Here is a 14,964-nt window from a genome sequence, read left to right as displayed (position 1 = left end):
TTTTAGCAGTAAACAGGTCTTTTATTCCACATATCTTAGCTCTCATGTATACACTCCTCTAAAAATAATAGCAATATATCATACAATAATGTTATAATTCCATGGGATAATTCATATATTACAACCTTATGTCCGTATTGTCAAGACATTTAGAGGGATAGGCCGAGTTATATGTGTATATTTGTTAACATTGGACAATAAAAAAGAGGTTCGACGAGCGAACCTCTTTTTTATCTATGCTGATTAAGCAATTATTTAGCGTTGATGAGCTCCATGATTTCAGCAGCGCGGCCATCGGAACCAAGAACGTCTTTTATCTTGTGTTCAACGAGTTCCTTGATGTAGGAACGGCCATCAGCAACGTACTGACGCGGGTCGAAGTGTTCCGGATGAGCCATGAAGTGCTCACGGATACCAGCCGTAAGAGCCAGACGCAGGTCAGAGTCGATGTTGATCTTGCAAACTGCGGATTTAGCAGCCTTGCGGAGCTGGTCTTCAGGAATACCAACAGCATCGTCCAGCTTGCCGCCGTTAGCGTTGATGATCTGAACGTACTTCGGAATAACGGAAGAAGCACCATGGAGAACGATCGGGAACTCAGGAATCTTCTTCTCGATTTCAGCGAGAATGTCGAAACGCAGTTCAGGCGGTACGAGAACGCCGTCAGCGTTGCGCGTGCACTGTTCCGGCTTGAACTTGAATGCGCCATGGGAAGTACCGATAGCGATAGCCAGAGAATCTACGCCAGTTTCTTTGACGAATTCTTCAACTTCTTCCGGCTGCGTGTAAGCTGCTTCATGAGCAGCAACCTTAACATCATCTTCGATACCAGCCAGTTTGCCGAGCTCAGCTTCTACGCAAACACCATGTTCATGTGCGTAAGCAACAACTTCCTGCGTACGTTTGATGTTCTCTTTGAAATCATAATGAGAACCATCGAACATTACGGAAGTGAAACCGTCATCGATGCAAGCTTTGCAGGTTTCGAAATCTGCGCCATGGTCGAGGTGCAGAGCAACAGGAATGTCGTTAACTTCCAGAGCAGCCTCAACGAGGTGACGGAGATACGGGCCCTTTGCATATTTGCGAGCACCAGCAGATGCCTGCAGGATAACCGGGGAGTTCAGCTCAGCAGCTGCTTCCGTGATACCCTGTACGATTTCCATGTTGTTGACGTTGAAAGCACCGATAGCGTAGCCGCCTTCGTAAGCTTTCTTGAACATTTCTTTAGTTCCAACTAATGGCATTTTTCATTACCCCCTAATGAATCTTGTTCAAATTTTTGGTTGAACCTTATTTATTATATCATAGAAAATACTTCTCGTGTATAGTTCAAGTGAAAAATTTTTCAAACAATAATAATCGGCTCGTATCGTTTAGAAATCTGCGGTAATACGAAGGAAATCCGCTGGCGTCGGGGCTGTAATGATCAGGTTTTCACCGGTCATGGGATGCCTGAAACTCAGGCGAAAGGCATGCAGGGCTTGCCGCTCAATATAATCCATATTGCCGCCATACAAATCATCGCCTAATAATGGGTGCCCAAGATGCGCCATATGAACGCGGATCTGATGGGTACGTCCGGTATCGAGTTCCAGCTCGATAAGGGATAGGCCATTGCCCTGCTTGATGGTGTGATAGTGTGTACGCGCCGGCTGCCCCTCCGGGGAAACCTTGCGCAGGATGATGCTGGGCAGAGCGCGGGCAATAGGGGCGTCAATAAGGCCGTCAGGCGGTGTTAAAGTGCCTTCGATAATGGCTTGATATTCCCGCTTGAAGTTTTTGCAGCCTTTGGGAGACAATTGATACTGTATCTGCGGCTCCTTGGCTATCAATAGCAGGCCGCTGGTGTCCCTGTCCAGACGATGAACGGGGTGGAAGGCGTGTGCTTCGCCGTTGGAAGCAAAGTAATGCATCAGGGCATTGCCTACCGTGCCACCGCTTTCCTTGGTAGTGGGATGCACCAGCTGGCCTGCAGGCTTGTTGATGACCAGCAGCCATTCATCTTCATAGCGGATATCCAGCGGTAAATCCTCAGGCGTAATATCCGTGGGACGCAGGATATCATAGGTAATGATATCACCTGTTTTGATGCTGGTTTGTGTGGCATTGCAGATAACGCCATTGACGGCGAAGGTGCCGGAATTTTTGATGCGTTTCCAAATGGTATTGGATATGCCTTGGTGAGCTTTCAAAAACGCCCTGACCGGCATAGGGGTCAGGGCGTCAAGCTTTACTTCGATGCGTGTCATTCTTTCGTAGGATCAGGATTATCGTCTGCTATAGGCTGATGCAGCTTGCCGATAAGCTGGAAGGACAGCGAGAGGATAATGGCAATCACTGTGGCGAGCGACATACCCTTGAGCGTAATGGTGCCCAGCGTAATGCTGGCGGTTGAAACACCAAGGCCAAGCACGATAGCGGTCAGCATCAGATTCAGCGGATTGTTGTAGTCGATATTGCTTTCTGCCAGTACGCGAATACCGGAAGCGGCGATTACGCCGAACAGCAGCAGGGATACACCGCCCATAACTGGGACAGGAATGCTCTGGATAAGGGCTGCCAGCTTGCCTAAGCAGGAAAGAATGATGGCAAAGACTGCTGCACCGCCGATAACCCAGGTGGAGAATACTTTGGTAATGGCCAGAACGCCGATGTTTTCCCCATAGGTGGTGTTCGGGGTAGAACCGAAGAAACCGGAGATGATGGTGGAGATACCATTGCCGAGGATGGAACGGTCAAGTCCCGGGTCTTTGGCAAGGTCAGCACCCACAATATTGCCGGTTACAATCAAATGGCCGACATGTTCAGCGATAACCACAAGTGCTGCCGGCAGGATAATCAGAATGGCATCCAGATTGAATTCCGGCGTATAGAAGGTGGGCAGGGCAAACCAGGGAGCAGCTTCCACACTGGCCAAGTCCACCAGACCACAGGCAGCGGCGATGAGATAACCACCTACAACACCCAGCAGGATAGGGATAATCGCCAAAAAGCCACGGCAGGCCACAGACGCAAAGACGGTAATAGCCAAGGTAGCAAGCGATACGAAAATCGTTGTGCTGTCACCTTTGCCCGTAAGGCCGGCCATATCGGCAGCTGTGGGCATGAGTTCCAGACCGATAACCGCCACGATAGCGCCCATGGAGGCAGGCGGGAACAGTACGTCAATCCAGTGCGTACCCACGGCCTTGATGATGAGGCCGACAAGGCAGAAGACAAGGCCAACGGCGATAAAGCCGCCGAGCGCAGCTTCATAGCTGTACTGACCCAGTACCAAAAATACCGGGGAGAGGAACGCAAAGCTGGAACCTAAGTAAGCGGGGATTTTTCCCTTGCACAGCGTCAGATACAGCAGGGTGCCGATGCCGTTGAACAGCAGTACCGTAGCCGGATTCACATGGAAGAGAATCGGTACCAGCACAGTAGAGCCAAACATGGCAAACAAATGCTGCAGGGACAGGGGAAGGGTTTCGAGCAGTGGCAGACGCTCACTGACACCGATAGTACGGTTTTGCAAGATGATACACTCCTTAAAAATAAATGAGTCTAAATAAACTTCTAATAATATAGCATAAAAAGGACTTATGTCCAATAACTGATTGCTCGCAATTGAAAATAAGGAATATGTATCATTTTTACGACAAAAAACCATATAAAATAGCTGGTTTGTAACATGAATTCGGAAATGTGTTTTTTAGCAATGAACAATTTTACATAAATTGACGAAAATTTATAGACAGATGGTTTTTTTTACGGTATAATATGTTACGATTAAGCACATAAAAGACGAAAAAAAGAACTGTCCATGCTGTGTGGAGCGGATTCTTATGTAAAAAGAAGTTTAGGGGGAGAGTCATGGCGCTTATTGTAAAGAAATTCGGTGGCAGCTCGGTGGCGACCACGGAAAAAATCATGAATATTGCCAAGCGGGTGCTGGGCGAGAAAAAGCCTGATGATAAAATCGTACTGGTGGTTTCGGCTATGGGCGATACTACGGATGATTTAATTGAGCTGGCACAGGGAATCAACAAAAATCCTTACCAATATACGCGAGAAATGGATATGCTCCTGACTACTGGTGAGCAGCAGTCTGCCTCCTTGATGGCGATGGCATTCAAGACATTGGGGCAGGAGGCAATCTCCCTGACCGGGCCGATGGCTGGCGTTAAGACCAATGATGTCTATACCAAGGGCCGCATTAAGGATATAAAGCCGGAACGCGTTCATCAGGAACTGGACGCAGGCAAAGTGGTTGTAATCACTGGCTTCCAGGGCGCCAATGACTTAGGGGATTATGTCACGCTGGGTCGCGGTGGCTCCGACACTTCTGCAGTGGCTATTGCCGGTGCCTTGAAGGCAGATTCCTGCGAAATCTTCACCGATGTGGATGGCGTTTATTCAGCTGACCCCCGTATCGTGCCGGGGGCGCGGAAGATGAATGAGATAACCTATCATGAAATGCTGGAAATGGCCCGTTTAGGTGCTGGCGTTATGCAGCCGCGCTCCGTAGAGATGGGCGAGTATTTCCACATTCCCATTCATGTGCGCTCGACTTTTACCACCGATACCGGTACGTTTATAAGGGAGGATTATACGATGGAAGATAAAGATTTTGTGATTCGGGGCGTTGCCCATGATGAAAAGGTAGCCAAGATTGCGGTATTGGGTATTCCCAATACGCCGGGCATTGCTCATGAGATTTTCTCTGCACTGGCCGATGCCAATATCGACGTGGATATGATCGTCCAGAGTATCCGCAATATTGAAAAGAACGTAACCGATATGGTATTTACCGTAGCTGCCGGTGACCTCTCTGAGGCGAAGAAGGTTGTGGACAGCGTAGCCGATAAGCTGAGTGCTGTAGCTGTACTGATTGAAGAAGATGTGGCCAAGGTTTCCATCGTTGGTGCAGGTATGCTCGGCAATCCGGGTACGGCTGCACGTATGTTCGGTGCCCTGTCCAATGCAGGCATCAACATCGATATTATCAGCACTTCGGAAATCAGTATTTCCTGCCTGGTAAGAGGTTCAAAACTCAAGGAAGCGGTTAACGCTATTCATAATGAGTTCTTTCCGGCGAAGTAAATGAAATACAGCCTTCCCTGCGGGGAAGGTTTTATTTTGTAGTCAATTTCATAAAAATATTGTATACATACACTTGTGTGGGTAGACAGGACAGACGGAAACAGTTATTATAGTACCTGTGAGACAAACTTAATGCTTAGTAAATGTTATGGAGTTAGAGGGGAGCGCTTGTTTATGACAATGGCAGCCAGCCATGCGGCAAATAAGAAGTTACGGGATGCGATTTTTGGAGCAGCAGCAGCCTGCAGCAAGGCGGCAGAAAAATACGGCCAGGATAAGGTGGTTAATGCCACCATTGGTATGATGATGAAAGATGATGGGAGCCTGGCGGTTCTGCCTACGGTAGAAAAAGTCTATCGCAGTCTGACGACAGAAGAACTGTTCCGTTATGCGCCCATTGCTGGTCTGCCGGCTTATCTTAAAGAAGTCGAAAAACTGGTATTTGCGGATAACCGTCCGGATGGTTATGTAGCTGCTTGTGCTACAGCTGGCGGCACTGGTGCAATCCACCATGCCATTGCCAACTATGCTGAGCAGGGAACAAAGGTTCTGACTTCGGATTGGTTTTGGGGGACATACAATGTAATCTGCAACGAGTGCGGCTGCAAATTGACGAATTTTGCGCTCTTCGATGAAGCCAATAATTTTAATATCGCCGGCTATGCCAATAAAGTGGCGGAGCTCTACAAGCAGCAGGACAGCCTGCTGGTTATCCTCAATACGCCTGCGCAGAATCCTACGGGTTTCAGCCTGACGGAAGACGATTGGGATCATGTGCTGGCACTGGCCAAGAAATATGCAGCACAGGGCAAGAAGATGAGCATTCTGGTGGATATTGCCTACATTGACTTTGCTGGAGAAAAGAACGAGACCCGCCGCTTTATGAAAAAGTTCAGCAATTTGCCGGAAAATGTGCTGGTGATGTTTGCTTTCTCCATGTCCAAGGGATACACGGCTTATGGTCAACGCACAGGTGCTTTGGTAGCGGTTTCCTCCAGCGAGCAGGTCATCACCGAATTCCAGGATATCAACAAGTACACGAGCCGGGCTACCTGGTCCAATATCAACCGTGCAGCGATGACCACGCTGGTGCGGATTCAGCAGGATGATACGCTGCGGGCCCAGTACGAAACGGAGCGGGAGAACTACTATCAGACCATTAAAAAGCGTGCTGAAGTCTTTATGACCGAAGCCAAGGCCTGCAATCTGCCGGCTCTGCCCTACAAAGGCGGTTTCTTCCTGGCGGTTCCTGCAGCTGACCCGCAGGCTGTATGCAACAAGCTCTACGATGATCTGATTTTTGCAGTACCGCTCAAAATGGGTGTGCGCGTGGCTGCCTGCTGCGTATCGGAAGAAAAGATGCACGGCGTAGCAGCGAAAGTTTTGAAAGCTATGCAGTCTGTAGAAAACTGGTAAAAGGATTTTTCCTGAAAAGGCTGTTCCTACTATTATCTAGAAGGGATAGCCTTTTTTCACGAATTTGAGAAAATTTGCGGTTGAACCGAGGGGCAAATGATGTTATAGTTAAATTGTGTGTATGTGATATTTCTTTCGGGAGGACGCAGAACAGTATGTTTAAATTCAAAAAAAAGGACAGCGAGTTCTTTGATTTGTTCGTAGACAGCGCCAATTATTTCTATAAAGGAGCGCTGATGATGGACGAGGTTATGCTGGATTACAGCAAGGCCACGGACAAGGTCAAGGAAATCATGGATTTGGAACACGAAGCCGATAGAATCAATGATGCAATTATCGACAAGCTTAACCTGACCTTTATCACCCCAATTGACCGTGAAGACATCTATGCACTGGCAAACGGCCTTGATGATGGCGTGGATTACCTGCAGGGCACGCTCCAGCGCATTGTGATGTATCGTACGGGCAAAGCCATGGGCGGTGCAGTCAAGCTGACCAAGCTTTTGATTGAAGCTACGGAAGAAATCATCCGTGCGTTCTCGCTCTTGAAGGACATTCGGAAGAATCAGGCACAGATTCTGGATGCAACGCATAAGATTGCCCAGCTTGAAAGCGAAGGGGACAGAGTCTATCGCCACGAAGTTGCTTACCTTTTCGACAAAGAAAAAGACCCCATTGAACTCATTAAATGGAAAGATATCCTGGAAAAACTGGAAGACACACTGGATCATTGCGAAAAACTGTCGGATATGATTCGGGGAGTGGTAATGAAGTATGCATGAGTTACAGCTTTTAATCTTTACGGTCATTGTGCTGGCTCTGCTCTTTGACTTCATTAATGGTTTCCATGATACGGCCAATGCTATTGCTACTGCTGTATCCACCAGAGCCATTCATCCCAGCTATGCCATCATAATGGCAGCGGGGCTGAACTTCATCGGAGCCATGTACAGTACCGGCGTAGCCAAGACCATCGGTGCCGATATCGTAAGTTCTGCACAAATGGTCGATGAGCATGTGCTGATTGCAGCGCTGGCCGGTTCGATTATCTGGAACATTCTGACCTGGTGGTTTGCGGTTCCTTCCAGCTCATCGCATGCGCTGGTCGGCGGGATTATCGGTGCGGTGATGGTCTCGGTTGGTGAACAGGGATTGAACTTCTGGGGAATTGGCAAAATTGTCCTGTCACTCATTGGTTCGCCAATTATCGCTATTTGTACAGGCTGCATTGTAATGCTCATTCTGTTTCGGGTTTTTGGCGGTTTCAGCCCGTCGGCCATCAATCATAAGTTCAAGAAGATGCAGATTCTCTCGGCAGCTATGATGGCTTTCTCGCATGGTTCCAACGATGCGCAGAAATCCATGGGTATCATCACGCTGGCACTTTTGGCTGGTGGTTATATCGGAGAATTTGAAGTACCGACTTATGTCAAGGTACTCTGTGCTACGGCGATGGCTTTGGGTACGGCCATGGGCGGACGGCGGATCATCCGCACCATCGGCGGTAAGATTTTCAAATTGGAGCCGATTTCCGGCTTTGCTGCAGATTTGAATTCGTCCACGGTTATCTTTGGAGCAACGTTATTGCATCTGCCGGTCAGCACGACACATGTTGTGTCCGGCTCGATTATGGGCGTGGGTACAGCTAAGCGTGTCAATGCGGTACGTTGGGGCGTTGCACAACAGATGGTTATGGCCTGGGTGCTGACCATTCCCTGTACGGCTTTGATGGGCGCAATCTTTTACAAGATTGTATGTATGTTTATGTAAAAGCGAAATTTTCTAACAATTATATAGCCAAATTAGGACTTAAGTGTTACAATAGTAGTAATACTTAGGTCTTTTTTTATTAAATTTGTAAGGATGGGGTGATGGATATGGCAACAGTCGAATTAAGAGAACTGGCTGAGCTGGCACAAAAGGATTACGCCAGCGAGATTGTAGCAGGTTTGGTAAACAATGAAATTCGGGATTTGCAAAGTGAAATCGATGATGCAGCGGATATTTCCTTCATTGAACTGAACAGCGGGCGGGGATGGCGCATTTACCGCCGGACAGTGATGTTTGTGCTGTTTACGGCTGTTCATGAAATGTATCCATCTGCAGAAGTAGTGGCCCAGTTCAGTGCGAACAAGGGGATATTCTGTGAATTGCGTCATTTTGGCGGTGGAGTAAATGAAGATATTGTCTGTAATATCGAAAAACGAATGCGGGAACTCATAGCTGAGGATTTGCCCATTATCAAGATGAAAATGGAGCGGGAACAAGCTGTAAAAATCTTCAAGAACACGCGCCAAATCGAAAAAGCCAATTTGATTTCTTCTTTGAAAATGGAGAAGGTCAGTCTCTATCAGTGCGGTGAGTTTTATGATTATCTTTATGGCGTTATGCTGGGTCATACGGGCAGTTTGACGCAATTTGCGTTGGATGTAGAAGCAGGCGGGATTCTGTTGCGCATTCCGGATATGGACACGGGGGGAGCAGTGCGGGAACGTATACCACAGCCCAAGCTCAGCCAGATTCTTTCCGAATCCCGCCAATGGGCACATGCCCTGCAGTGCAATTTCGTGCCAGATTTGAATCGTATCAATCGTCATGGTGGAATAGGTGAGCTCATTCGGGTATCGGAGGCATTGCAGGAAAAGCGCATTGCCCAAATTGCTGACCATATTGCTGAGAAAAAGGGCTTCTTGCGCTTGATTCTCATTGCGGGGCCGTCTTCATCGGGGAAGACATCTTTTGCCCAGCGGCTCAGGGTGCAGCTGCGGGCCGCGCAGCTTATGCCGGTGTCCATTTCTCTGGATGATTACTTTGTCAATCGGGAGAATACGCCGCGCAAGCCCAATGGGGAATACGATTACGAATGTATTGAAGCTTTGGATGTCGATTTATTCAATGAGCATATGCTGGCCTTGCTGGCTTGTGAAGAAGTTGTCCTGCCGACATACAATTTTATTACGGGATGCCGGGAATGGAACGAGAATAAACGACTGACTGTGACAAGGGAACAGCCCATTATTGTAGAAGGGATTCATGGGCTCAATGAACGGTTAAGCGAATATGTGCCGCATAGCCGTAAGTACAAAATATATATTAGTGCGCTGACCCAGTTGAACATCGATGCCCACAACCGCATTTCCACTACAGATGCCCGTCTGATGAGGCGGTTGGTACGGGATTATCAGTTCCGGGGTTCTGGCGCATTGAAGACACTTAAAAAGTGGCCGGATGTACGGGAAGGGGAGGAAAAAAATATCTTTCCTTATCAGGAAGAAGCCGATGTGATGTTCAATTCAGCCCTTATCTATGAATTAGGGATTCTGAAGCATTATGCGGAGCCTCTTTTGCAGATGGTGCCCAGGGATATCCCTGAACGGGCAGAGGCCAAGCGGCTGCTGGATATCCTGCAATACTTCGATGATATAGCCGATGAAGATGATGTACCGAACAACTCGCTGCTTAGAGAATTTATCGGAAAATCCGTGTTCTTTAAATAAAAGCAGGTTTTTTATGATTTTTTTGTTGTTTTTTTAAAAAAACGTAAAAAAAGACTTGCATTTGCCTTCAACTTACGCTATACTATTATTCGTTGCCGGGATGTGGCACAGTTTGGTAGCGCGCTTCGTTCGGGACGAAGAGGCCGCAGGTTCGAATCCTGTCATCCCGACCATTAATAGCAAATGGCAATCCCCCGCTGAGGAAATCAGCGGGGGATTTTTGTATCTATGGATTTAGAACTTATCTTTGATTTTCTTGTCACCGATAAAGCGGATAAACATATCCGGGGCAATGATTTCATCATCGAGCTGAATCAGGGCTTTGTGCATATGGATGGAAACAAAGCGGCCGTCATGCTCGTTTTGGATTTCATCCGCGAACTGTTCTTCGTAATGTTCCTTGAAGGTTTCGGCGGTACTCTTGCTGGAGGATACGTTGAGGATACTGGAGTAAACATTTTCCTGGCCCTTGCCATACTCAAGCTTGAGAATGACATAGATGGTAATGTTTTTAATCATTTGTGAATCACACTCCCAATTATTCCCATTAACTTACGGCAGAATACATCATGGTGATTTATCGTCTTACTTCGACAGGGAGCGTGAATTTCCTTCCTTGAAAAAAATATATCGCATAATGTTATGCTGAGATAAATTTTGCGTATGGCGATGAAAGGTTTGTTTGGTTTACAATCGTTTACTGGTGGTGTATAATAGATTGTATGTTTGTAAGTATTCTATTTCAGAGGGGAGCAATATAAAACATGAGCAAAAAGATGAAAACCATGGACGGCAACCAGGCCGCCGCATACATCTCCTATGCTTTTACGGATGTTGCTGCAATCTATCCCATCACGCCGTCTTCGCCGATGGCTGAACATGTGGATGAAGATGCAGCCAAAGGCAAGACCAACCTCTTTGGTCAGAAGGTCCGCGTTATTGAATTGCAGTCAGAGGCTGGTGCCGCTGGTGCCGTACATGGTTCCTTGCAGGCTGGTGCCCTGACTACTACATATACGGCATCTCAGGGGTTCCTGCTGATGATTCCGAATCTCTACAAGGTAGCCGGCGAACTGCTGCCGGGCGTGTTCCACGTATCCGCTCGTGCTTTGGCCGCAAACTCCCTGAATATCTTCGGTGACCATCAGGATGTTATGGCTGCCCGCCAGACCGGCTGCGCTATGCTCTGCGAAGCCAGCGTGCAGGAAGTTATGGATCTGGCTGCTGTAGCACATCTCGTTGCGATCAAAGGCCGTGTACCGTTCATCAACTTCTTTGATGGTTTCCGTACCTCCCATGAAATCCAGAAAATCGAAGTCGTAGACTATGATGACCTGGGCAAGATCCTCGATTGGGAAGCTGTGAAAGAATTCCGCCGCCGTGCGCTGAATCCTGACCATCCGGTTATCCGCGGCACCGCACAGAATCCGGACGTATACTTCCAGGAACGCGAAGCCTCCAACAAGTACTATGAAGCTCTGCCGGAACTCGTCGAAGAAGCTATGGCTGATTTGGCCAAGATTACGGGCCGTGAACATCACCTGTTTGACTACTATGGTGCCAAGGATGCTGATCGCATCATCATTGCCATGGGTTCTGTCTGCCAGGCTGTGCAGGAAACGGTGGATTACCTCAACAAGCAGGGCGAAAAAGTCGGCCTGATGAGTGTACATCTCTATCGTCCGTTCTCCATCAAGCACTTCTTCCAGTTTATGCCGAAGACGGTCAAGAAGGTTGCTGTGCTTGACCATACGAAGGAGCCGGGTTCCCTGGGCGAACCGCTGTACCTCGATGTTAAGAGCGCTTTCTATGGTTCGGAAATGAGCCCCATCATCGTGGGCGGCCGTTTCGGTCTGGGCGGCAAGGACACGACGCCGGACCAGATTTTCGCTGTCTTTGAAGAACTCAAGAAAGACGCACCGAAAGACGGCTTCACCATCGGTATCGATGATGATGTAACCCATACGAGCCTTGCTCCGGTTATGAGCGATGTGAACCTGACGCCGGAAGGCACGACGGCCTGCAAGTTCTGGGGCCTCGGCTCTGACGGTACGGTTGGTGCCAACAAGAGCGCCATCAAGATCATCGGCGATAAGACGGATATGTATGCACAGGCTTACTTTGCCTATGACTCCAAGAAGTCCGGCGGTATCACGATGAGCCATCTGCGTTTCGGCAAGCAGCCTATCACGAGCCCGTACCTCATCAACAACGCAGACTTCATTTCCTGCTCCCAGCAGTCCTATGTCTACAAATACGACCTGCTGGCCGGCCTCAAGAAGGGCGGCAAGTTCCTGCTCAACACGGTTTGGTCGGATGCAGACCTCGACAAGCATCTGCCGGCTGCCATGAAGCGCTATATCGCCAAGAACGAAATCGAATTCTACACGGTTAACGCTGTGGATATCGCGAAAGAACTCGGCCTCGGCGGCCGCTTCAACATGGTTATGCAGTCTGCTTTCTTCAAGATTGCGGCCATCATTCCGCTCGAAACGGCAGTGGAATACCTCAAAGACGCAGTGGTTAAGTCCTACGGCAAGAAGGGCGAAAAAGTTGTCAACATGAACAACGGTGCCATCGACAAGGGCATCGAAGCCCTGCACAAGGTCGAAGTTCCGGCTGCCTGGGCTGATGCCGCAGACGAAGCGGTGGAAAAGAAAGATGCTCCGGCCTTCATCACCGAAATTCAGGAAGTCATGAACCGTCAGGAAGGCGACAAGCTGCCGGTTTCCAAGTTTACGGAAGACATGGTAGATGGTACGTTCCCGGTTGGCGGTGCTGCTTTCGAAAAACGCGGTACGGCTATCAATGTACCGGTTTGGAATACGGACAAGTGCATTGGCTGTAACCAGTGCTCCTATGTCTGCCCGCATGCTGCTATCCGTCCGGTACTCACGACGGAAGAAGAACTCAAGAATGCTCCGGAAGGCTTCCCGTCCAAACAGACGAAGGCCATCAAGGATTATCACTTCACGGTAGCTGTGTCCACCATGGACTGCCTGGGCTGTGGCAACTGCGCACAGGTCTGCCCGGTGAAGGCGCTCGATATGAAGCCGCTTGATGACAAACTCAAAGACGAGCAGAAGTTCTTCGACTATGGTGTAGATGCCAAGAAGGTTGCGCCGAAGAAGAACCCGATGAAGAAGACGACGGTTCTGGGTTCCCAGTTTGAACAGCCGCTCTTGGAATTCTCCGGTGCCTGCGCAGGCTGCGGTGAAACCCCGTACGCTAAACTTTTGACTCAGCTCTTCGGTGACCGTATGATGGTAGCCAATGCTACGGGCTGCTCCTCTATCTGGGGCGGCAGTGCTCCGGCTATGCCGTACACCAAGAACCACAAGGGTCATGGCCCGGCTTGGGCAAACTCCCTGTTCGAGGACAATGCTGAATTCGGTCTGGGCATGTTCCTAGGCACGAAATCCGTCCGTGATGCTTTGGCCGCTGATGCCAAGGCTGCTGTTGAGGCAGGCAAGGGCAGTGCAGATCTGCAGGCCGCACTCACCGAATGGGTGGACAATATGAACGAGGGCGAAGGCTCCCGTGAACGTGCTGAAGCGCTGACGGCACTCCTTGAAGCAGAAAAAGGCAGCGATGAACTGCTCAGCAAGCTCTACGACAACAAGGATTACTTCGTGAAGCGTTCCCAGTGGATTCTGGGCGGCGACGGCTGGGCTTACGATATCGGCTACGGCGGTCTTGACCATGTACTGGCTTCCGGCGAAGATGTCAACGTGCTCGTCTTCGATACCGAAGTATATTCCAACACGGGCGGTCAGGCTTCCAAGTCCACGCCGGCTGCAGCTATCGCCCAGTTCGCCGCTGCTGGTAAGAAGACGAAGAAGAAGGATCTCGGCATGATGGCTAAGTCCTACGGCTACGTCTATGTGGCACAGGTCGCTATGGGTGCTGACCACAACCAGCTCATGAAGGCCATCACCGAAGCTGAAGCTTATCATGGCCCGTCTCTGATTATCGCCTATGCACCGTGCATCAACCACGGTATCCGCAAGGGCATGGGCAACAGCCAGCTCGAAGCAAAACTGGCCGTGGAATGCGGCTATTGGGTCAACTACCGTTACAACCCGCAGCTCGTGGGCACGGACAAGAACCCGTTCAGCCTCGATTCCAAGGAACCGAACTTCGACAAGTTCCAGGAATTCCTGATGGGCGAAAACCGCTACATCAACCTCCAGCGCTCCTTCCCGGAAGCTGCAGAGGCACTCTTTGAAAAGACTCAGAACGATGCTAAGAGCCGTTATGAAGGCTACAAGGTACTCGCTGGCAAATAATATGCAGTAACCTACTGTGTATACGAAAAAAGTCCGTTGACAGAACATGTCAACGGACTTTTTTCATAAATAGCAGTTTATCGATGTTATTGCGAGATTGAATTATTTGTTACAGCTCAGTTTGGGCAGAGGTGGTAATACTTTTCGCCGTTGCACTAAATGACCCACAAGGAAATGTATGGGCTTTTTAGTTACCTGCGCCGGGCAAGACCGGCGGCGCGTATGTTCAGCTCAATTTCTAGAAACTGTCGTTTGTGGGCCAGTCCTCACTGCGTTCGGACAGTCGTTCCACAGCGAAAAGCATCACCACCTCCGCCCTAAGTGAATGTCCGTACAAACCGTCATTTTCGTAGTGATAAGCAGCAAGTACATCGATGTTCTTGTTACGGGAGCAACGAGTCCGTGGCAATGGGCTAATCCGTAACTTGGGGTGAACGGGGAGTGCTTTTTCTGTTAGGAGCGACTGCCTGAACGCAGTGAAGGCCGGCCCCTGTAGGAAGCAGCTAAGCAAATACGCTGAAAGCAGCGCCGTTGGCCTGCCCGGCGCGGGTAACTGGACAGCTATTTTTTCCGAAGGGGTCGTTTAGCGGGAAACAGAAAAAGTACTCCCCGTTCGCCCCTGACCACGTATGAACAGGATACCTTTACCACGAACTGAACTCCCGACAAACTGC

11 protein-coding genes and 1 tRNA gene (1 of these 12 cut by a window edge) are annotated in these 14,964 nt (G+C 49.2%); 7 read left to right on the top strand and 5 right to left on the bottom strand.

Translation table 11 applies throughout. The features are described from left to right. From G598_RS0112740 to uraA, 4 genes are all read right to left on the bottom strand, one after another. Positions 1-46: the beginning of a phosphoribosylanthranilate isomerase gene (locus G598_RS0112740; protein ID WP_026767290.1), read on the bottom strand. The gene continues 557 nt to the left of window position 1, outside the view; only the first 46 of its 603 coding nucleotides appear in the window; it begins with the start codon at positions 44-46; its stop codon lies off the left edge, out of view. Positions 47-251: 205 nt separating this feature from the next. Next, on the bottom strand, positions 252-1,247 hold the full coding sequence (fba, locus tag G598_RS0112735) for a class II fructose-1,6-bisphosphate aldolase (protein ID WP_026767289.1): 996 nt from the start codon (positions 1,245-1,247) through the stop codon (positions 252-254). 129 nt (positions 1,248-1,376) lie between these two features. Next, positions 1,377-2,252, bottom strand: coding sequence for an RluA family pseudouridine synthase (locus tag G598_RS0112730; protein WP_026767288.1), 876 nt, complete (start codon positions 2,250-2,252; stop codon positions 1,377-1,379). Further along, positions 2,249-3,520: a uracil permease gene (gene uraA, locus G598_RS0112725; RefSeq protein WP_026767287.1), complete on the bottom strand. Its 1,272-nt coding sequence runs from the start codon at positions 3,518-3,520 to the stop codon at positions 2,249-2,251. The genes G598_RS0112730 and uraA overlap by 4 nt, the downstream gene beginning before the upstream one ends. Positions 3,521-3,858: 338 nt before the next feature. Between uraA and G598_RS0112720 the strand changes: the two genes are divergently transcribed. The 6 genes from G598_RS0112720 to G598_RS0112695 all read left to right on the top strand — a co-directional run bounded on the left by G598_RS0112720 (position 3,859) and on the right by G598_RS0112695 (position 10,174). Then, positions 3,859-5,088 (top strand): aspartate kinase, encoded by a 1,230-nt coding sequence (locus tag G598_RS0112720; protein WP_026767286.1) that lies wholly within the window; start codon positions 3,859-3,861, stop codon positions 5,086-5,088. A 174-nt stretch (positions 5,089-5,262) separates the two neighbouring features. Next, the gene (locus tag G598_RS0112715; RefSeq protein WP_080657035.1) at positions 5,263-6,504 is read left to right on the top strand and encodes an aminotransferase class I/II-fold pyridoxal phosphate-dependent enzyme; all 1,242 of its coding nucleotides are present in this window, start codon (positions 5,263-5,265) and stop codon (positions 6,502-6,504) included. Positions 6,505-6,659: 155 nt separating this feature from the next. Further along, a complete protein-coding gene (locus tag G598_RS0112710; RefSeq protein ID WP_026767284.1) occupies positions 6,660-7,286 on the top strand; it encodes a DUF47 domain-containing protein in 627 nt (208 codons plus the stop codon). Further along, the gene (locus G598_RS0112705) at positions 7,279-8,274 is read left to right on the top strand and encodes an inorganic phosphate transporter (RefSeq protein ID WP_026767283.1); all 996 of its coding nucleotides are present in this window, start codon (positions 7,279-7,281) and stop codon (positions 8,272-8,274) included. Before G598_RS0112710 ends, G598_RS0112705 begins: the two co-directional genes overlap by 8 nt. Before the next feature lie 107 nt (positions 8,275-8,381). Continuing rightward, entirely contained in the window at positions 8,382-10,001 is a 1,620-nt protein-coding gene (locus G598_RS0112700; RefSeq protein ID WP_037364311.1) for a nucleoside kinase, read from the top strand. Between the two features lie 96 nt (positions 10,002-10,097). Then, positions 10,098-10,174: transfer RNA gene (locus G598_RS0112695), tRNA-Pro, on the top strand. A 61-nt stretch (positions 10,175-10,235) separates the two neighbouring features. Here G598_RS0112695 and G598_RS0112690 read toward each other — a convergent pair. Further along, entirely contained in the window at positions 10,236-10,520 is a 285-nt protein-coding gene (locus G598_RS0112690) for a hypothetical protein (RefSeq protein ID WP_026767281.1), read from the bottom strand. A 245-nt stretch (positions 10,521-10,765) separates the two neighbouring features. On the opposite strand from G598_RS0112690, the gene nifJ reads away from it, so the two are divergent. Then, entirely contained in the window at positions 10,766-14,290 is a 3,525-nt protein-coding gene (gene nifJ / locus G598_RS0112685) for a pyruvate:ferredoxin (flavodoxin) oxidoreductase (protein WP_026767280.1), read from the top strand. The last annotated feature ends 674 nt before the right edge of the window (positions 14,291-14,964 follow it).

Source organism: Selenomonas ruminantium subsp. ruminantium ATCC 12561, assembly GCF_000424065.1.
GTDB lineage: Bacteria > Bacillota > Negativicutes > Selenomonadales > Selenomonadaceae > Selenomonas_A > Selenomonas_A ruminantium.
The sequence above is the reverse complement of the archived record's forward strand: the minus strand, read 5'-3'. Positions and strand labels throughout refer to the sequence as shown.